Annotated in this window: 16 protein-coding genes; 7 read left to right on the top strand and 9 right to left on the bottom strand. The window is 60.4% G+C overall.

Translation table 11 applies throughout. The annotated features are described in order from the left end of the window. The first annotated feature begins 284 nt into the window (after nucleotides 1-284). Nucleotides 285-809, top strand: coding sequence for a helix-turn-helix transcriptional regulator (locus AC6I7Z_RS14615; protein WP_497814752.1), 525 nt, complete (start codon nucleotides 285-287; stop codon nucleotides 807-809). Here AC6I7Z_RS14615 and mgtE read toward each other — a convergent pair. The 5 genes from mgtE to ppk1 form a co-directional block, all read right to left on the bottom strand. Next, entirely contained in the window at nucleotides 803-2,236 is a 1,434-nt protein-coding gene (mgtE, locus tag AC6I7Z_RS14610; RefSeq protein ID WP_497814751.1) for a magnesium transporter, read from the bottom strand. The genes AC6I7Z_RS14615 and mgtE overlap by 7 nt on opposite strands. Nucleotides 2,237-2,359: 123 nt before the next feature. Next, nucleotides 2,360-2,551 (bottom strand): YfgG family protein, encoded by a 192-nt coding sequence (locus tag AC6I7Z_RS14605; RefSeq protein ID WP_033753871.1) that lies wholly within the window; start codon nucleotides 2,549-2,551, stop codon nucleotides 2,360-2,362. A 121-nt stretch (nucleotides 2,552-2,672) separates the two neighbouring features. Continuing rightward, on the bottom strand, nucleotides 2,673-3,266 hold the full coding sequence (gene tehB / locus AC6I7Z_RS14600; RefSeq protein WP_497814750.1) for a tellurite resistance methyltransferase TehB: 594 nt from the start codon (nucleotides 3,264-3,266) through the stop codon (nucleotides 2,673-2,675). 38 nt (nucleotides 3,267-3,304) lie between these two features. Next, a complete protein-coding gene (gene ppx, locus AC6I7Z_RS14595) occupies nucleotides 3,305-4,831 on the bottom strand; it encodes an exopolyphosphatase (RefSeq protein ID WP_497814749.1) in 1,527 nt (508 codons plus the stop codon). Nucleotides 4,832-4,834: 3 nt separating this feature from the next. Next, the gene (ppk1, locus tag AC6I7Z_RS14590) at nucleotides 4,835-6,895 is read right to left on the bottom strand and encodes a polyphosphate kinase 1 (RefSeq protein WP_033753863.1); all 2,061 of its coding nucleotides are present in this window, start codon (nucleotides 6,893-6,895) and stop codon (nucleotides 4,835-4,837) included. A 151-nt stretch (nucleotides 6,896-7,046) separates the two neighbouring features. Between ppk1 and AC6I7Z_RS14585 the strand changes: the two genes are divergently transcribed. Genes AC6I7Z_RS14585 through pstB form a run of 3 tightly spaced genes read left to right on the top strand, consistent with a single transcriptional unit; the run spans nucleotide 7,047 to nucleotide 11,548 of the window. Further along, a complete protein-coding gene (locus AC6I7Z_RS14585; RefSeq protein ID WP_497814748.1) occupies nucleotides 7,047-9,131 on the top strand; it encodes an ABC transporter permease subunit in 2,085 nt (694 codons plus the stop codon). Continuing rightward, the gene (pstA, locus tag AC6I7Z_RS14580) at nucleotides 9,128-10,768 is read left to right on the top strand and encodes a phosphate ABC transporter permease PstA (protein WP_497814747.1); all 1,641 of its coding nucleotides are present in this window, start codon (nucleotides 9,128-9,130) and stop codon (nucleotides 10,766-10,768) included. Before AC6I7Z_RS14585 ends, pstA begins: the two co-directional genes overlap by 4 nt. Nucleotides 10,769-10,780: 12 nt before the next feature. Next, nucleotides 10,781-11,548, top strand: coding sequence for a phosphate ABC transporter ATP-binding protein PstB (gene pstB, locus AC6I7Z_RS14575; protein ID WP_497814746.1), 768 nt, complete (start codon nucleotides 10,781-10,783; stop codon nucleotides 11,546-11,548). Between the two features lie 258 nt (nucleotides 11,549-11,806). Here pstB and purN read toward each other — a convergent pair whose 3' ends face one another. Continuing rightward, nucleotides 11,807-12,445, bottom strand: coding sequence for a phosphoribosylglycinamide formyltransferase (gene purN, locus AC6I7Z_RS14570; protein ID WP_313589213.1), 639 nt, complete (start codon nucleotides 12,443-12,445; stop codon nucleotides 11,807-11,809). Next, entirely contained in the window at nucleotides 12,442-13,482 is a 1,041-nt protein-coding gene (purM, locus tag AC6I7Z_RS14565; RefSeq protein WP_497814745.1) for a phosphoribosylformylglycinamidine cyclo-ligase, read from the bottom strand. Before purM ends, purN begins: the two co-directional genes overlap by 4 nt. A gap of 238 nt (nucleotides 13,483-13,720) precedes the next feature. On the opposite strand from purM, the gene upp reads away from it, so the two are divergent. The 3 genes from upp to hda all read left to right on the top strand — a co-directional run bounded on the left by upp (nucleotide 13,721) and on the right by hda (nucleotide 16,490). Further along, nucleotides 13,721-14,347, top strand: coding sequence for a uracil phosphoribosyltransferase (gene upp, locus AC6I7Z_RS14560; protein WP_033753846.1), 627 nt, complete (start codon nucleotides 13,721-13,723; stop codon nucleotides 14,345-14,347). A 66-nt stretch (nucleotides 14,348-14,413) separates the two neighbouring features. Beyond that, nucleotides 14,414-15,697 carry a uracil permease gene (gene uraA / locus AC6I7Z_RS14555; protein WP_497815455.1) on the top strand — a complete coding sequence of 428 codons (1,284 nt, stop codon included), beginning with the start codon at nucleotides 14,414-14,416 and terminating at the stop codon, nucleotides 15,695-15,697. A 91-nt stretch (nucleotides 15,698-15,788) separates the two neighbouring features. Then, nucleotides 15,789-16,490 (top strand): DnaA inactivator Hda, encoded by a 702-nt coding sequence (gene hda, locus AC6I7Z_RS14550; RefSeq protein ID WP_239670403.1) that lies wholly within the window; start codon nucleotides 15,789-15,791, stop codon nucleotides 16,488-16,490. On the opposite strand, the gene arsC is transcribed toward hda, so the two are convergent. Together arsC and bepA are read right to left on the bottom strand one after the other, a co-directional pair. After that, nucleotides 16,487-16,828: an arsenate reductase (glutaredoxin) gene (arsC, locus tag AC6I7Z_RS14545; protein WP_497814744.1), complete on the bottom strand. Its 342-nt coding sequence runs from the start codon at nucleotides 16,826-16,828 to the stop codon at nucleotides 16,487-16,489. The genes hda and arsC overlap by 4 nt on opposite strands. Before the next feature lie 6 nt (nucleotides 16,829-16,834). Continuing rightward, nucleotides 16,835-18,298, bottom strand: a complete 1,464-nt coding sequence (gene bepA / locus AC6I7Z_RS14540) for a beta-barrel assembly-enhancing protease (protein WP_497814743.1) — start codon at nucleotides 18,296-18,298, stop codon at nucleotides 16,835-16,837. Nucleotides 18,299-18,430: the final 132 nt, after the last annotated feature.

Genomic DNA, 18,430 nt, shown 5'->3' with positions numbered 1-18,430 from the left:
TTTTGGCGTAAGGTGCAGACAAAATGGAAAGAAGACGGCATCCAGATAAAGAGATTGAAGCGGCGCTGCGTCATGCCGAAGCTTACGGATGGCAAATAGTGGCGATGGGACATCATGGGTGGGGAAAAATGTATTGCCCTACGTATTCGGCGACATGTCGCTGCGGAGAGTTTTGCATCAGCGTGATTTGGTGCACGCCGCGTAATGCCTTTAACCATGCGCGTGCGCTGCGGCGGGTAGTCGATAAGTGTATTGCAGTGCGCAAACTGCATTAAGGAGCCAACATGGAATATATCTTTACGCTGCGTTTTCAACTGCCGAAACCGCTATTGCCGGAAGAGCAACTGCTGCAGCGGCTCATCGAGGCGGGCTGCGACGATGCGCTGGTAGGGCTAGGCGTGCCGGGAAAAGTGGCGCTGGAGTTTACGCGTGACGCCTCCAGCGCGAAGCGGGCGGTGCTGAGCGCCATCCAGAACGTGCAGAGCGCGGTGCCGGACGCGCAGCTTATTGAGGCGGCGCCCGATTTTGTCGGCCTGACCGACGTGGCCGACATCATCGGCGTTTCTCGCCAGAATATGCGCAAGCTGATGCTGAGCCACAGCCCGCACTTTCCACAGCCGGTGCACGACGGCAAAACCGCGCTCTGGCATCTGGCGGACGTGCTGGAATGGCTGGAGCAGCGCGGCAGCTACGCCATTCCTGCCGAGACGCGCGATCTGGCGCAGGTGACGCTGCGGCTCAACCTGCAGCAGGCGATGCAGCGCTATGCGCACTGCCTCGCCGCCGCCGCTGAGATCGGCAATCAGTGATGCAGCAGAAACAGCGTCGCCAGACCAAGGAAAATAAAAAAGCCGCCGGTATCGGTAATGGCGGTAATCAGTACGCTGGAGCCTACCGCCGGGTCGCGCTTGAGTTTGGTCATGATTAGCGGGATCAAGACGCCCATTAGCGCCGCCAGCAGCAAATTCAGCACCATTGCCAGCATCATTACGCCGCCCAGTTCCAGATTGTCATACATCATCCAGGTGATCAGCCCCATGGTGCCGCCCCAGAACAGGCCGTTAAGCAGCGCCACGCCAAGCTCGCGCGCAATCAGAAACGAGAAGTTGCCCGGCTCAACCTGATGCAGCGCCAGCGCGCGCACAATCATGGTAATGGTCTGGTTGCCGGTGTTGCCGCCGATGCCGGCGACAATCGGCATCAGCGTTGCCAGCGCCACCAGCTGCGAGATGGTGTCTTCAAACAAACCGATAACGCGCGACGCAATAAAGGCGGTGCAGAGATTGATCGCCAGCCAGGCCCAGCGGCGGCGCACCGCTTTGCGCACCGGCGCGAACACATCTTCCTCCTGACTGATGCCGCCCATGCGGCGAATATTGCTCTCATTCTCTTCGTTGACCAGGTCGATCACGTCTTCAATGGTGACGCGTCCAATCAGCTTGCCTTTGGCGTCGATGACCGCGGCGGAGATGAGGTTATAGCGCTCAAAAGCGCCCGCCGCGTCTTCGGCTTTGTCGTTGAGCTGGAAGGTGGTGGGCGAGGTGTTCATCACCTCTTCGACGCGTTTTTTCGGCTTATTGAGCAGAATATCGGTCAGCGGAAGCTCGCCCAGCAGCAGGTTGTCATCATCGGTGATGAAAATTTTATCTGTGCCGTTCGGCATGCTTTTTCGGTGGCGCAGATAACGCTGCACCGTCGCCAGCGTGACGTCGGCGCGCACCGTCAGGATATTGAAATCCATAATGCGCCCGACGCGATCGCGATCGAAGTCGACCACGCTGAGCACGCGCGCGCGCTGGCCAGGCTCCAGCGAGGCGAGCAGACGACCAGTCAGATCGCGCGGCAGGTAGCGTGCCAGCCACACCTGGTCGTCAATATCGAGCGGTTCGATGGCGCGAAGAATGTCGCGATCGCTCATCTCTTCCGTCAGGCTGGCCCAGACGGTTTCCGACGCTTCAACCAGCACATGACCGCGCTTTTCGACGGGCACCAGCCGCCACAGCGCCTGGCGCGCCTCTTCCGGCAGCGCTTCGAGGATATCGGCTAAATCCGCTGCGTGCAGCTGAGCGATATCCTGCTCCAGCGCAGCCTGGTGAGCCGCATTTTCACGTTGCTGTTCAGGGCTGCGATCGCCGGATTTCTCCAGCAGCGCGTCCACCAGATCTGGCTCACTGAGCAGCAGCGTCAGAATGCGATGACGAATTTCACTTAAACGTTGAGTATGCGAGGCAGACATAACGAGTCCTTTGTGTCTGAAAGTTACAGCACGAAGTGTAGCGTTTCGCCTCGCAAAAGGACGCAAAAAAAGACGCGGTTATTCAGACTGCGTTTAGCTGGAGGATGCAGAGGACATAAAAGGTTAACGGCTGTCGCGGATAGCGGTGCTCAACGGGGCGGCGTCCGGCGCGGCTTTTTTCTGCTGGTGATGTTCAAAAGCGGCGGGCAGGATAAAAATCAGGCGGCTGAAGAGAATAATAAAGCTAATCAGTAAAACGATCCGGGTAAAGGAACTGGTTTTGGCTCGTCTTCGGGAAGGGATGGCGCTGTTCACGCGAGGTGTTTCCTGTAATGACCCTTATGGGCGATGGCAATATTTAGTCATAACGCTGCGTCGAAATCAATCAATGATTAAAAAAAGAGCAGAGTGAAGGGGCCGCGTGCGCAGCCCCGCTTTACAGGCTGGCTTTTTGCGCCAGCAGCGTGGCGAAGCGGCAGCTGATACGGTTGCCCTGTTCGTCGCGCTTATGAAGCTGGCCGACATGTTCGTTATATTTCAGGATGTGCCAGTTGCGGTAGTAGTGGCTCAGCTCGCCCGATTTAAAGGTAAAGGGGAACGCGAGCGGGCAGGGATAATCGTCGGTGCTCATCGCCGCGACAATCAGGTTATGCCCGTCCCTTACCGTGCTCGCCTGCATATCGGCGATCAGCTGCGGAATGGTCTGCGGCTGCAGGAACATCATCACCACGGTGGAGAGCACGAAGGTGTAGCCGCCGTTAAAACGCGTCTGGTTGAGGTCGCGCTGTTCGGTATGAATACGGGTAATTCCTTCCTGAGCGACGATCTGCTCAAGACGCGCCAGGCTGGCGGGATTGTGATCCCAGGCGGTGACGTCAAAGCCGTTCTGACTGAGAAACAGGCTGTTGCGGCCGTTGCCGCAGCCGAGATCCAGCGCTTTGCCTGGATTCAGATGCGGCAGCGCCGCCAGCACTTCAGAGTGGGTCGGCGTCAGACCATAGGTTTCGGCAAAATAGTTTTCTGTAATCATGGTTCGCTTTTATCAGATGGGCGCATGCGCCCATCTTCTCAGGCTTCTTCTTCCAGCGTCAGCTTCCAGCCGGTGACCTCGGTCCAGTAGGTCTGCTCACGCTCCAGATCGAGCTGCACCAGGTTATTCTGGCTGAAATAGCCCGCCGGGAACGTCAGCGTCCAGTGGCCGTCATCGGTGGTCAGCTTAAGCGAGTCGGGACGCGTAGTCGCCTGACGCTGATTGTTGAGTAAGGTGCCAAGGCGCAGCAGGAACAGCAGCGGCAGAAACTGTTTTTTCTTGAACAGCGTCACGCGCGGCAGATCCTCGACCTTAACGGCTTTGCGATGAAAGCGTACCAGCGCCGCCAGCAGCGTTTGCTGATCCTGGTTAAAGCCTGGCAGGTTGGTGTTTTGCAGGATATAGGCGGAGTGGCGCTGCATGCCACTGTGGTTGATGGTGAGTCCCACTTCGTGCAGCATCGCCGCCCACTTCAGCAGCGCCGCCAGCTGCGGGTTCGCCAGCTTAGGGTTTTGATCGCGCCACTGCAGATAGAGCTGATCGGTGGTATCCAGCACGCGGCGCGCCTGGTCGTTATCGATTGCGTAGTGGTTCGCCAGGCTCTGCGCCGTACGGCTGCGGATATCCTGATGGCGGAAACGGCCCTCCATCTCGTAAAGCACGCCTTCGCGCAGCGCGCCGTCCGAGAGGCGCAGCTCGCGGATCGCCAGCGCGTCGAACACGCCGCAGATAATAGCGAGACCCGGCACGAATACCGATTTACGCTCTTCAGAGAGGCCCGGCAGGCTCAGCGCGCTGAAAGATTTATGCTTCATCACCTCGTCATAGAGCCTGTCCAGCCGCTCCGGCGTGATCATTTTCTCTTTCTCGCCCATCGCCAGCAGCACTTCGCACGCCGCTTTTATGGTGCCTGACGCGCCGAGGGCGTACTGCCAGCCGTGCAGGCGATACTGCCACGCCAGCGTCTCCAGCTTCTGCGCCGCCGCCAGACGCGCGCGGCGGAAGTTTTCGCGGCTGATCTCGCCGTTAGGGAAGTAGAGCTGGGCGAAACTGACGCAGCCCATACGGCGGCTCTCGACCAGCTGCGGTTCGAAGTTCTCGCCGATCACCAGTTCGGTCGATCCGCCGCCGATGTCGATTACCAGCTTGCGGCCTTTTTCCGGCTGGGTATGTTCGACGCCCATAAAAATCAGGCGCGCCTCTTCATGGCCGGAAATAACCTCAATAGGGTAGGGGATCACTTCGGCCGCGCGCCGCAGAAACTCTTCCGCATTCACCGCCTGACGCAGCGTGTGGGTGCCAACAATGGTGACGTTGCTGGCACTGAAGCCCTGCAGCCGCTCGGCAAACAGCGCCAGGCAGCTCAGCCCGCGCTCTATCGCCTCTTCGCTCAGGCGATTTTTGCTGTCGAGACCGTCAGCCAGATGCACGCGCTGCTTCAGACGGCCAAGCACCTGCAGAGCGCCATCCACCACGCGCGCAATGACCATATGAAAGCTGTTTGAGCCAAGATCGATTGCCGCAAATTCTTGCGGTCTCGGCGTACTCTTATGAGAAATGGGCATAGATTATTCAGGCTGTTCCAGTTTCTTGATGTAATCATAAATCGCCAGTTGAGAGCGGACCTTACGACGATTGCCGCGCGGAACATAGCGGTTCCCCAACTCTTTATCAACGATACGCGCTTTCACCGTATCACTAAACAGGATAGCGATGATGTCCAGAATGCGTTGCTTCACGCGCGGATCGAGGATCGATACCGCCACTTCGATGCGATGATCGATGTTGCGCGTCATCCAGTCAGCGGAAGAAAGGAAGACTTTTTTGTCGCCGCCATTCTCGAAAATATAGACGCGATCGTGCTCAAGATAGCGATCAACAATACTGATCACGCGGATATTTTCACTGATCCCGGGCAAGTCGGGGATTAGCGAGCACATGCCGCGCACCAGCAGATTCACCTTCACGCCTGCGCCCGACGCCGCATAGAGGCGATCGACCAGACCGTTATCCACCAGGTTGTTAATTTTCAGCGTAATCCCACACGGACGACCCTGCTGCGCATTGGCGATTTCCGCATCAACCAGCTGATAGAGCATCTGGCGCGAGTTTTGCGGCGAAACCATCAGATGCTCGAAGCTCACCGGGCGATAGGGGTTCTCGATAAAGTTAAACACCCGGCGCACTTCGTTGGTGATACGCGCATCGGCGGTAAGCAGCGAATAGTCGGTATAGAGACGCGCGGTTTTCTCATTGAAGTTGCCGGTGCCGATATGGGCGTAGCGCACCACTTCATCGCCTTCACGGCGCGAGATCAGGAACAGCTTGGCGTGAATTTTCAGGCCCGGCGCGGAGAAAATAACGTGCACGCCCGCTTCGGTTAAGCGCTTGGCCCACGAAATGTTAGCCTCTTCGTCGAAGCGCGCCTGCAGCTCCACCACCACGGTGACTTTTTTGCCGTTATAGGCGGCGTGTATCATCGCATCCATGATGCGCGAGCGCTTCGCCACGCGATAGATGTTGATTTTGATCGCCAGCACGCTTGGATCGAAGGAAGCCTGACGCAGCAGCTCCAGCACATGCTCAAAGGTGTGATAGGGGTAGTAGAGCAGAATATCGCGGTCGCGAATGGCGTCGAAGCCGTTGCGGAAGCCGTCAAAGCCGATGTGACGGATCTGCGGCAGCGGCCGGTTGACCAGGTTGCTTTTGCCGACGTCAGGGAAGCCGATAAAGTCTTTAAAGTTGTGGTAGCGGCCGCCTGGCACGATGGAGTCGTAGTTGGAGATGGTCAGCTTATTACGCAGCAGCTCCACCATGGCGTCCGGCATATCGCGCTGATAGACAAAGCGCACCGGCTCGGCGGTCAGACGCTGCTTCAGGCTGGAGGACATCAGCTCCAGCAGGCTCGACTCCATCTCCGTCACCAGATCGTATTCCGCGTCGCGCGTCATCTTCATCGAGTAGGCGTTCAGCGCATCGTAATCGAAGAAGCCTTTAAAGATATCGTCAAGACAGTAACGCAGAATGTTATCCAGCAGGATCATGGGCTTGCGGCGGCGCGGCGATTCAGCTGGCAGGTTAATGAAGCGCGGAACCTTGTCGGACGGGATCTCCAGCAGCGCATAGCGGATATCGTCGCCGCGAATGATCTCCACCGCCAAATAGGTATAGTCATCCTTCAGAAATTCAGTGAGATCGGTGTCATGATTGATCAGAATCGGCGTGATGTGCTGGCGTAAGTCGTGTTTGAAGTAGTGACGCAGCCACACCTGCTGATTGGCGGAAAGCTGACGTTCGTTAATCAAAAAGATTTGGTTGCGCGCCAGCTCCAGCAGCAGTTCGTTATAGAGGCCGTCGAATTCCTGTTCTGACTTCATCACGCGCTGCTGAATTTTCTTCAGCAGATGGCGCGGCAGGCCTGGCGACCCCTGCTCCTCGCCGATAAGGATGCGGCGTTTAAGGTCGGCAAAGCGTACCTTGTAAAACTCATCAAGGTTGTTGGAATAGATCCCCAGAAAACGCATACGTTCGATCAGCGGGTTAGTTTTATCGGCCGCTTCCTGTAAAACGCGCTCGTTAAAGGATAACCAGCTTAATTCTTTTTCTATATACAGCTTTTCCTGACCCATTCTGACTCCATATCGCGTTCGCAGGACTTAAAGAACCAGTGTCCGTCATCATTATGGCGAGAGTATGGCAACCTTGTCCAACGTCAATAGTTGTCTTATCAACCAGCTACGGGCAACATAGCGGCTTAATACCGATCTTATTCAGAGCCGCATGAGCCTAAAGCATATTCCCGTCAACTTCAGCGACCGCCGTCGCCGCGCGATCGATCGCTTCACGCGGCGCATGGTCACTTCCAGCGGCATCGCTATTTTGCTGCTGATGCTGCTGCTCTTTTTCTGGTTGATTTGGGTGGTTCTGCCGCTGTTCGCCGCGCCGGGCGTTCATGCGCAGGCCGCGCAGCAGCTATGGGACAGGCAGCCGGCGCTGATGATCGGGAATCAGGACGACTGGGGCTGGCGTATCGGACGGGACGGCGCGGCGCGCTTTATTCCGCTTAACGGTCAGCCCGCCGAGCCGGCGCTGATGCTGCGTCCGACGCCGCAGGAGGCGGTGAGCAGCGCCGAAGGTCGCACGCTGTTGCTGAGCGCGCAGAGCAGGCTGATGCTGCTGCAGCCCGCAGAGGGCGAATGGCGTTTTCCGCTCGGCGATGCGCCTTTAAGCCTGCCTGGCGGCGCGGTGAAAAAGATGGCGCTGGCGACGCTGGACGACAATAAATGGCGTATCGGCGTTCTGACCGAGAAGGGCCTTAGCGTGCTGACGCTGACGCCTCAGCAGGCGCCGCGCGCGGTCGAACTGCCGCAGACGAACGCCGATCATCTGCTGCTGTCGCCGCAGGGGGATCTGCTGTATGCCAGCGATGGCAACGCGCTGAGCGTCTGGCAGCTCGACGACGAGCGCGCGACCCTGCGCGAAACCGTGACGCTGGCGCAGCCGCCGCGCAGCCTGCATCTGCTGGCGGGCGGGCGGAGTTTGTTAATTCAGGATAGACGCGGCGTAACGCAGTGGTTTGCTATCGCCGGCGCGGAAGGGCCGCGGCTGCATGAAATCCGCACCTTCGTCGGCAGCAGCCCGACCGCGGCTATCATCACGGAGCCGCAGCGTCGCGTCTTCGCCACCCTGGAGCCTGACGGCGCGCTGAAGCTGTTCGCCAGCAAGCAGCCCGGCCCGATCCTGCAGCGTCAGCTGGCGCCCGGCGTAACGCACGCCGCCTTTTCGCCGCGCGGCGACGCGCTGCTGCTGGAGCGTGCCGGAAGCTGGCAGGTATTGCGTATCGATAATCCCTGGCCGGACGTCAGCTGGCGCAGCTTCTGGCAAAAAATCTGGTACGAAAACTATCCCGCGCCGGACTGGGTCTGGCAGTCCACTAACGCCGCAGACAGCTATCAGGCTAAGTTCAGCTTTATGCCGATGGTGGTTGGCACGCTAAAGGCGGCGGCGCTGTCGCTGCTGTTCGCCACGCCGCTGGCGCTGGCGGCCGCCATGTACACCGCCTGGTTTATGACGCCGGGACTGCGCCGCTGGGTCAAGCCGGCGATTGAGATGATGGGCGCGCTGCCCAGCGTAGTGATCGGGCTTATCGCCGGACTCTGGCTGGCGCCGCATATCAGCCAGGCGCTGCTCGGGGTCTTGCTGCTGCCGCTGACGCTGGCGGCCACGCTGCTTATCTGCGGCGCGCTCAGCCGACATCTGCCGCCGCGCTGGCGTCAGCCGGGACGCGAAGTGATGCTGCTGCTGCCGCTGCTACTGGTCGTGACGCTGGGCACGCTGATCGTCCCGACTTTTCTGATGCGCGACGCCGCGGAGTGGCTGCCACACTACGAGCAGCGCAACCTGCTGGTGGCCGGGCTGGCGATGGGTTTCGCGCTGGTGCCGCTGATTTTCACCCTGTCGGAGGATGCGCTGTTCAGCGTGCCCGCGGCGCTGGGGCAGGGGTCGCTGGCGCTGGGCGCCACGCCGTGGCAGACCCTGACGCGCGTGGTGCTGCCGGGGGCGTCGGCGGGGATTTTCGCCGCGCTGATGATCGGCTTTGGCCGCGCGGTGGGCGAAACCATGATTGTGCTGATGGCGACCGGCAACACGCCGCAGAGTCAGGGCGGTCTCTTTTCCGGGCTGCGCGCGCTTTCCGCTAATATCGCCATTGAGATGCCGGAAGCCGCGGCAGGCAGCGCGCACTACCGAATACTCTTTCTCAGCGCGCTGATGCTGCTGATTTTTACCCTGATCATCAACACGCTGGCCGAGCTGATCCGCCAGCGCCTGCGCCAGCGATACGGGCAGCATGAGGGCCAGGCATGAAGACGATGCGACAAAACGACCGCTGGCGCTGGCTGACCGCAGGCGCGGTCGCCGTCTGCCTGCTGGCCTTTACCCTGCTGATTGCGCTGCTGGCGTGGCAGGGAATGCGCGCCTTCTGGCCGCAGCGCGTCGATCTCTACCAGCTGACGCAGCCGGAAGGGCAGACCACGGCGCTGCTGGGCGAAACCCTCGAGCATCAGCCGCACTTTCCCGCGCCCGCGGCGGAAGGCGAGGCGTTGCCGCCGGTCAGCCACGTTCACCGCTACCTGATCAAAACCGGCAACCGCGACTGGGACGCGCCCGATTTCCGCGTGATCTATGCGCGCGAGGCGCTCAGGATCAGCCAGCCGAAAGAGGTGATGGTGCTGCAGCGGCGCAGCGGCGGCAACGCCTACGGCTGGTTCGCCGGCCTGCGCGAAGATAATGAGGCGCTGACGGCGCGCGATCCCGACGCGCTTCTGCATCAGCGGCTGGACCAGGTGCGCGAACTGCTGCATAAAATACATCGCATTCGCCATGTCGATCTGACGCGGCTCAACGATCAGCTGGCGGCGCTGGATGAGCGCGCCGATCGGCTGCGGCAGCAGCAGCAATTCGATACGCGCGCGCTGTCGGAGTTCGAGGCAAACCAGGCGGCGCTGCAGCGCCGTTTCGCCCGGCTCAGCAGCCGCCTGGCCGATCTGCAGCGCGAGAGCCAGCGCGACGTGGTGATCCTGCGCGACGCGCAGCATCGCGAGCACGCCATTCCACTGGCGCAGGTGGTCGAAGCCTGGCGTCCTAACGCCATGAACGCGCAGCAGAAGCTGACCCACGCGCTGCGTCAGATCTGGCATTTCGTCAGCGATTCACCCGCAGACGGCGAGAGCGACAGCGGGGCGTTTCCGGCGATTTTCGGCACCGTGCTGATGGTGCTGCTGATGTCGCTGGTGGTGATGCCGCTGGGCGTTATCGCCGCCATCTGGCTGCATGAGTATGCCGGGCGCAACGCCCTGACGCGGCTGGTGCGCATTGCGGTGGTCAATCTGGCGGGCGTGCCGTCGATCGTGTATGGCGTGTTTGGGCTCGGCTTTTTCGTCTGGCTGGCTGGCGGCACGCTCGATCAGCTCTTCTTTTCCCGCGCGTTGCCCAATCCTACCTTCGGCACGCCAGGGCTGCTGTGGGCGTCGCTGACGCTGGCGCTGCTGACGCTGCCGGTGGTGATCGTCGCCACCGAAGAGGGGCTGTCGCGCATCCCCGACTCGCTGCGTCAGGGCTCGCTGGCGCTGGGCGCCACCCAGGCGGAGACGCTATGGCACGTGGTGCTGCCGATGGCGCTGCCGGCGATGCTCACCGGCCTGATTCTGGCGGTGGCGCGTGCGGCGGGAGAGACCGCGCCGCTAATGCTGGTGGGCGTGGTGAAGATGGTGCCGGAGCTGCCGGTCGACGCGGTCTTTCCCTGGCTGCACCTTGACCGCAAATTTATGCACCTCGGCTTTCAGATTTACGATCTCGCCTTTCAGAGTCCCAACGTCGAGGCGGATCGCCCGCTGGTCTACGCCACGGCGCTGCTGCTGGTGACGATTATTCTGTCGCTCAACCTGCTGGCGATGGCGCTGCGCCATCGGCTGCGCGAACGCTACCGGCTGATGACCCAATAAAAGATGATGACTATGATGCCCGATACCGAAACGGCGCTGACGCTAAACCACCTTTCGTTATGGTATGGCGAACGTCAGGCGCTGCATGATATTTCGCTGCGTATTCCCGAGAAGCGCATTACCGCGCTGATTGGGCCTTCCGGCTGCGGCAAATCGACGCTGCTGCGCTGTTTTAATCGCATGAACGATGTGGTGGATAGCTGCCGTATCGCAGGCGAAATTCTGCTGGGCAGCCACGACATTATGCAGCCGGAGCAGGATCTCTCGGCGCTGCGCCGCCGGATCGGCATGGTGTTTCAGCGTCCCAATCCGTTTCCTAAGTCGATTTATGAAAATGTGGTGTACGGTCTGCGGCTGCAGGGCGTGCGCGACAGGCGAGTGCTGAATGAGGCGTGCGAACGCGCACTGCGCGCCGCGGCGCTGTGGGGCGAGGTGAAAGATCAGCTGGGGCAGAACGCGCTGACGCTCTCCAGCGGCCAGCAGCAGCGACTGGTGATCGCCCGCGCTATCGCTATCGAACCGGAAGTCCTGCTGCTGGACGAGCCGACGTCGGCGCTCGATCCTATCTCAACGCTGGTGATTGAGGAGCTGATGACCACGCTGAAGCAGCACTTTACGCTGGTGCTGGTCACCCACAATATGCAGCAGGCGTCGCGCGTCTCTGACTACACCGCTTTTATGCATCAGGGCGCGGTGGTGGAGTTCGATGAAACGGACCGCATCTTTACCTCGCCGCGCAACCGGCGCACCGAGGATTACATTACCGGGCGCTACGGCTGAGGTAGCGGTACGAGTTCTCACAGGCAGCTAACAACGTCAAAACGTAGCTGGCATGAGCAGAAGAGCGAAGCGTCCTGCGCCAGGGACAAAAACGCTGGGAGCGTTTTTGAACAGCGCAGAGCGCTGGCCCGTTTACGGGCGCACCTCAGGGAGGAGGTGCGTGTCCGCGCAGGCCGAGCGCGTAGGGATACCTTGAGCGGCCTGGCGATCGGTCCATGCCATCTACTTAAGCACGGATGAATCAAACAGCTTTATGCCTTAGTCGTACGCGTAGCCCTGCGGCGGCAGAGGCTGATTATCCAGCCAGGCCTTGCCTTCGCGCATCGCTAACCGACCCTCGACAAACCAGCTAATCACCAGCGGATAGATCGCATGCTCCTGATGCTGCACGCGCGCGGTGACCTCGTCTTCACTGTCGTCAGGAAAAACCGGCACGCGAGCCTGCAATATCACCGGGCCGCCGTCCAGCTCGTCGGTCACGAAATGCACCGAAGTGCCATGTTCGGCGTCGCCGTTCGCCAGCGCCTGACGATGGGTATGCAGGCCGGGGTATTTCGGCAGCAGGGAAGGGTGAATATTCAGCAGGCGATCCTGATAATGCGCGACAAAGGCGCTGCTCAGGATGCGCATATAGCCCGCCAGCACCACCAGATCCGGCGCGTAGGCGTCGATCTCCCGCATCAGCTGACGATCGAAGGCTTCACGATCGGGGAAATCGCCCGCCGCCAGCGCATGGGCCGGCACGCCCGCGTCACGCGCGCGCGTCAGCCCGTAAGCGGTTGCTTTATTACTGAAAACGGCAGCGACGCTGCCGTTAATCCGCCCGCTTGCGCAGGCGTCGAGGATGGACTGAAGATTGCTTCCGTTGCCGGAGATCAGTACAACCAGCTTTTTCATGCGTTGATAACCACGCGCTCTTCCGCATCTGACGCCTTGATCACGCCGATCTTCCAGGCTTTTTCGCCCGCGGCGCGCATCAGCTCTACGGCTTTGTCAGCTTCGGCGGCGCTCAGGGCGATCACCATGCCGACGCCGCAGTTAAAGGTGCGGTACATTTCGTGGCGGCTGACGTTGCCCGCCTGCTGCAGCCAGTCAAAGACAGCGGGCCATTCCCAGCTCTTCTCGTCGATCACCGCCTGGGTGTGATCCGGCAGCACGCGCGGAATATTTTCCCAGAAGCCGCCGCCGGTCAGATGCGCAATCGCATGCACATCCACCTGCTCGATCAGGCTGAGAATATTTTTCACGTAGATGCGGGTCGGTTCCAGCAGATGATCCGCCAGCGGGCGGCCGTCCAGCTGTTTCGTCAGCGGATCGGTCTGGCTGACCTCAAGGATTTTGCGCACCAGCGAATAGCCGTTGGAGTGCGGGCCGCTGGAGCCCAGCGCAATCAGCACGTCGCCGTCCTGCACTTTTGAGCCGTCGATAATTTCTGACTTCTCAACCACGCCGACGCAGAATCCCGCCACGTCGTAATCTTCGCCGTGGTACATGCCCGGCATTTCAGCGGTTTCGCCGCCTACCAGCGCGCAGCCGGACTGCAGACAGCCCTCGGCGATGCCGGTGATAACGGCAGAGGCGGTCTCGACGTCCAGCTTGCCGGTGGCGTAATAGTCGAGGAAAAACAGCGGCTCCGCGCCCTGAACCACCAGATCGTTCACGCACATGGCGACCAGATCGATGCCGATAGCGTCATGGCGCTTCAGATCCATCGCCAGACGCAGCTTGGTGCCGACGCCGTCGGTTCCGGAGACCAGCACCGGCTCGCGATATTTCTGCGGCAGCGCGCAAAGGGCGCCGAAACCGCCCAGCCCACCCATCACTTCCGGGCGACGGGTCTTTTTCACTACGCCTTTAATACGATCAACCAGAGCATTACCAGCATCGATATCAACGCCGGCGTCTTTGTAGCTGAGAGAGGTCTTGTCGGTCACTGCGGAATCCCCACGCGATTGCGGTTGGTGGTTAACAAAAAGCGCGGCAATTCTAACAGCGCAGGCAAACGTTTGCGAGTCCCATTGCCTGGTCAAATTGCGCGCCGGCCGATTTTCATCGATCCTTGAATAACGGATCAAAACTTCGCCTCTTTGCGCAACGACATATGGCGCGCTTGCGAAAAGGCGGTATAATCCCGCGATTTTTTTTAGCTCAACTCATTCCGGGAGAACACCAATGAAGATCGTGGAAGTCAAACACCCGCTGGTCAAACATAAACTGGGCTTGATGCGTGAGCACGATATCAGTACCAAGCGCTTCCGCGAGCTGGCGTCGGAAGTCGGCAGCCTGCTGACCTACGAAGCCACCGCCGACCTGGAAACCGAGCGCGTTACCATTGAGGGCTGGAACGGCCCGGTGGAAATCGATCAAATCAAAGGTAAAAAAATCACCGTCGTGCCGATTCTGCGCGCGGGTCTGGGGATGATGGAAGGGGTGCTGGAGCATGTGCCGAGCGCGCGCATCAGCGTGGTCGGGGTCTACCGTGACGAAGAGACGCTGGAGCCGGTGCCCTATTTCCAGAAGCTGGTCTCCAATATCGAAGAGCGTCTGGCGCTGGTGGTCGACCCGATGCTGGCCACGGGCGGCTCGATGATCGCCACCATCGATCTGCTGAAAAAAGCGGGTTGCAGCAGCATCAAGGTGCTGGTTCTGGTCGCCGCGCCGGAAGGCATCGCCGCGCTGGAGAAGGCGCATCCGGACGTTGAGCTTTACACCGCGTCGGTGGATCGCGGCCTGAATGAGAAAGGGTATATCATTCCGGGGCTGGGCGATGCCGGCGACAAGATTTTCGGAACGAAGTAACTGAATCAGCCGACCAGAGAGTCGGCTTTTTTTTGGCAAAAAAATAAACGTTGAAGGGGATAAATGATGACTCGTCGCGCCATTGGCGTCAGCGAACGACCGCCGCTACTGCAAACCATACCGCTCAGCCTGCAACACCTGTTCGCCATGTTCGGCGCCACAGTGCTGGTGCCGATCCTGTTTCATATCAACCCGGCGACGGTGCTGCTGTTCAACGGCGTCGGCACGCTGCTTTATCTTTTTATCTGCAAAGGCAAAATTCCCGCCTATCTCGGCTCCAGCTTCGCCTTTATCTCGCCGGTGCTGCTGCTCTTGCCGCTCGGCTATGAGCTGGCGCTGGGCGGCTTTATTCTGTGCGGCGCGCTGTTCTGCATCGTGGCGCTGATTGTGAAAAAGGCCGGTACCGGCTGGATCGACGTAATGTTTCCGCCGGCGGCGATGGGCGCGATCGTGGCGGTTATCGGTCTGGAGCTGGCGGGCGTGGCGGCCAATATGGCCGGACTGCTGCCGGCGGAAGGCGCGAGTCCCGACAGCACCACCATTACGATCTCGCTGGTGACGCTGGGCGTGACGGTGTTCGGCTCGGTGCTGTTCCGCGGCTTCCTCGCCATTATCCCTATCCTGGTGGGCGTGGTGGCGGGCTACGCGCTCTCGTTCGTTATGGGCATCGTAGACTGGACGCCCGTCTACAACGCGCCCTGGTTCGCGCTGCCGACCTTCTATACGCCGCGCTTCGAGTGGGCGGCGATGCTGACCATTCTGCCCGCCGCGCTGGTGGTGATCGCCGAGCATGTCGGCCATCTGGTGGTGACCGCCAATATCGTGAAAAAAGATCTGATCCGCGATCCCGGCCTGCATCGCTCAATGTTCGCGAACGGCCTTTCCACCGTGATCTCCGGCTTTTTCGGCTCGACGCCGAACACCACCTACGGCGAAAACATCGGCGTAATGGCGATTACCCGCGTCTACAGCACCTGGGTGATCGGCGGCGCGGCGATCATCGCGATCCTGCTGTCGTGCGTCGGCAAGCTGGCGGCGGCGATTCAGGCGATCCCGGTGCCGGTCATGGGCGGCGTGTCGCTGCTGCTCTATGGCGTCATCGGCGCGTCAGGCATCCGCGTGCTGATCGAATCCAAAGTGGATTACAGCAAGGCGCAAAACCTGATCCTTACCTCGGTTATCCTCATCATCGGCGTCAGCGGAGCGAAAGTGCATATCGGCGCCGCAGAGCTGAAAGGCATGGCGCTGGCGACGCTGGTCGGCGTGCTGCTGGCGCTGATTTTCCGCGTGATCTCGCTGTTGCGCCCGGAAGAAGTGGTGCTGGACGCCGAAGAGAAGGGCGGCCACTAAACCCCGCGCGGGCAGGGACGCCCGTTATCCTCACCCGGCGAAAACTGTGGTAGACTTGCCCCGTTTTTTGCCTGTTCCTTTTGAGGTGCTTCTGAACACGCCGGCACAACTGTCACTGCCACTTTACTTACCGGACGACGAGACGTTCGCCAGCTTTTGGCCGGGGGAAAATCCGTCGCTTATTGCCGCGCTGAAAGGCGCCCTCAGTCAGCAACACGGCAGCTATCTCTATTTCTGGTCGCGCGAAGGCGGCGGCCGCAGCCATCTGCTGCACGCGGCGTGCGCGGAGATGTCGGCGCGCGGCGAAGCGGTCGGCTATGTGCCGCTGGATAAACGCACCTGGTTTGTGCCGGACGTGCTGGACGGCATGGAGCATCTGGCGCTGGTCTGCATCGATAATATCGAATGCATCGCCGGCGAAGAGGCGTGGGAAATGGCGATCTTCGATCTCTATAACCGCATCCTGGAAACCGGCAAAACCCGACTCTTTATCACCGGCGATCGGCCGCCGCGCCAGCTCAACCTCAACCTGCCCGATCTGGCGTCGCGTCTCGACTGGGGGCAGATCTATCGCCTGCAGCCGTTGAGCGACGAAGATAAGCTGCAGGCGCTGCAGCTGCGCGCCGGTATGCGCGGCTTTGAGCTGCCGGAAGATGTCGGCCGTTTCCTGCTGAAACGGCTCGATCGCGAAATGCGCACGCTGTTCGATACGCTGGATCGCCTCGATCACGCTTCGATCAGCGCGCAGCGCAAGCTCACCATTCCTTTCGTAAAAGAGACGCTCGGGCTTTAAAGGATCTCCAGCACCGCCTCCGCCGGCCGGCCGATGCGCGCCCGCTCGCCGTTGATCACCACCGGCCGCTCCAGCAGCGCCGGATGCGCCGCCAGCGCCTCAAGCAGCTGCGCTTCGTCGGCCTCTTCCAGCCGCAGCGTTTTATAAAGCTCCTCTTTGGTGCGCATCAGCTGCCGGACGCTGCTCATGCCGAGCTTTTGCAGCAGAATTTGCAGCGTCTCGCGATCCGGCGGGGTCTCCAGATAGCGCACAATTTCCGGCTTAACGCCGTTCGCCTCCAGCAGCGCCAGGGTTTCGCGGCTCTTGCTGCAGCGCGGATTGTGATAAATGGTGACCATGCTGGGTTATCCTTTTTGATACTGTTTAAAGCGGGTTTGCAACTGACGAAGCTGGTCGATACGCGCGTCGTAGCGCGCCTGCTTCAGGCTGCCGACCGGCACCTGCGCGCTGGCGCTGCTCAGCGTGGTAATCGCCTGATCGAGCTGGCCGTTGAGCGCCAGCGTTTCGGCACGCGCCGACATCTCTTCATCATTCAGTCCCTGCTGCGCCGACGCCTGCGCCAGCAGATCCCAGCCGTTGACATCGTCCGGATGCGACCAGGTGTAGCGATTCAGAATGCGGCTGGCGTTGGCGGGCTGTTTCGCCTCGACGTAGGCGTTCGCCAGGTTTAGCTGCACTACCGGGCTGTTTTTGGCCGCGCCTGCGGCATTCAGCCGGGCGATCGCCTGCTGCGGCTGGTTCAGGCCGATATCGATATCGGTCATGATGTCGAGATACCAGACGTTATCGGGCTGCTTCGCCAGCAGCGGCTCGATGATCTTTTTCGCGTTGGCGAAACTCTTCGCCTGTAAAAACTGCACCGCTTTGCCATACTGCGCCGCCTGCTGCTCGCGGCTGTTGCCGTGGCTATAGCTGTCCAGCAGCTCGTCGGTCAGCTGGTTGCGGCCGGTGGCGTACATGCCAAGGGCGCGCACCTTCGCCATGTAGTAATCCTGTGAGGACTGCACCACCACCGGGCGCATCTGGTTGGCGCGGTTGCGCGCGTCCGCCAGGCGGCTATCGGGCAGGGGGTGCGTCAACAGAATCTCCGGCGGTTTCGACGAGAAGCGGCTCTGATCGGCCAGCTTCTGTAAAAAATTGGGCATCGCTTCGGGATCGAATCCGGCGCGCTGCAGCACCTGAATACCGATGCGATCCGCCTCCTGCTCGTTGCCCTGGGTGAAGCTGATAATACCCTGCTGGGTGCCCGCCAGCGTGCCGGTCAGCGCCGCCATGCCCGCCTGAGGACTCGCCATCGCCAGCAGAATCGATCCCAGTGCCCCGACCCAGGTCAGCGGCGCGTTGCGCTTCTGATCTTCCATCGCGCGCGCCAGATGGCGCTGGGTAACGTGCGAGATCTCATGCGCCATCACCGACGCCAGCTGGCTCTCATTTTCGGTAAAGCGGAACAGCGAGGCGTGCAGCACCACGTTGCCGCCGAAAAAGGCGAAGGCGTTAAGTTCGTCGTTCTGGATCAGAAAAAAGTGGAAGGGCGTCTTCACCGAATCGGCATGGGCGACCAGACGCTGGCCGAGCTGATTGATGTACTCATTAAGCAGCGGGTCGTTGATCAGCGGCGCGCTGGCGCGCAGCTGACGCACGTAAAAGTCGCCCATCTGCATCTCCTGACCGATAGAGAGCGTCGAGCCTGCGGTCGTGCCCATATCGGGCAGCGAGTCGCTGACGTCGGCCCAGGCGGACGCGTGCGGCATCAGCATCAGCGTGGGAATCAGCGCGGCGAGTAGCGTTTTCTTTAACCGGTTCAACATGCCTGGATCCTGTAGAGAAGCTCTGAGGCCTGGAAAGTACATTGTGCTTTTTCAGGGTAAAAGACGCGTCGCGCCTATCTTAACCACAGCCTTAAAAGAAAGAAACGGTCTGCTCTGCGATTAGCATGCGCC

This window comes from Pantoea sp. X-Soil-MYKO-1289, assembly GCF_059730625.1.
Note: the sequence above shows the minus strand (reverse complement) of the source record. Positions and strands in the feature narration are given on the sequence as shown.

What these genes read in the sequence shown, in the direction of transcription:
- AC6I7Z_RS14615 (WP_497814752.1), top strand. Translation starts at nt 285, where the DNA reads ATGGAATATATCTTTACGCTGCGTTTTCAACTGCCGAAACCGCTATTG.
- mgtE (WP_497814751.1), bottom strand. Translation starts at nt 2,236, where the DNA reads ATGTCTGCCTCGCATACTCAACGTTTAAGTGAAATTCGTCATCGCATT.
- tehB (WP_497814750.1), bottom strand. Translation starts at nt 3,266, where the DNA reads ATGATTACAGAAAACTATTTTGCCGAAACCTATGGTCTGACGCCGACC.
- ppx (WP_497814749.1), bottom strand. Translation starts at nt 4,831, where the DNA reads ATGCCCATTTCTCATAAGAGTACGCCGAGACCGCAAGAATTTGCGGCA.
- ppk1 (WP_033753863.1), bottom strand. Translation starts at nt 6,895, where the DNA reads ATGGGTCAGGAAAAGCTGTATATAGAAAAAGAATTAAGCTGGTTATCC.
- AC6I7Z_RS14585 (WP_497814748.1), top strand. Translation starts at nt 7,047, where the DNA reads ATGAGCCTAAAGCATATTCCCGTCAACTTCAGCGACCGCCGTCGCCGC.
- pstA (WP_497814747.1), top strand. Translation starts at nt 9,128, where the DNA reads ATGAAGACGATGCGACAAAACGACCGCTGGCGCTGGCTGACCGCAGGC.
- pstB (WP_497814746.1), top strand. Translation starts at nt 10,781, where the DNA reads ATGATGCCCGATACCGAAACGGCGCTGACGCTAAACCACCTTTCGTTA.
- purN (WP_313589213.1), bottom strand. Translation starts at nt 12,445, where the DNA reads ATGAAAAAGCTGGTTGTACTGATCTCCGGCAACGGAAGCAATCTTCAG.
- upp (WP_033753846.1), top strand. Translation starts at nt 13,721, where the DNA reads ATGAAGATCGTGGAAGTCAAACACCCGCTGGTCAAACATAAACTGGGC.
- uraA (WP_497815455.1), top strand. Translation starts at nt 14,414, where the DNA reads ATGACTCGTCGCGCCATTGGCGTCAGCGAACGACCGCCGCTACTGCAA.
- arsC (WP_497814744.1), bottom strand. Translation starts at nt 16,828, where the DNA reads ATGGTCACCATTTATCACAATCCGCGCTGCAGCAAGAGCCGCGAAACC.
- bepA (WP_497814743.1), bottom strand. Translation starts at nt 18,298, where the DNA reads ATGTTGAACCGGTTAAAGAAAACGCTACTCGCCGCGCTGATTCCCACG.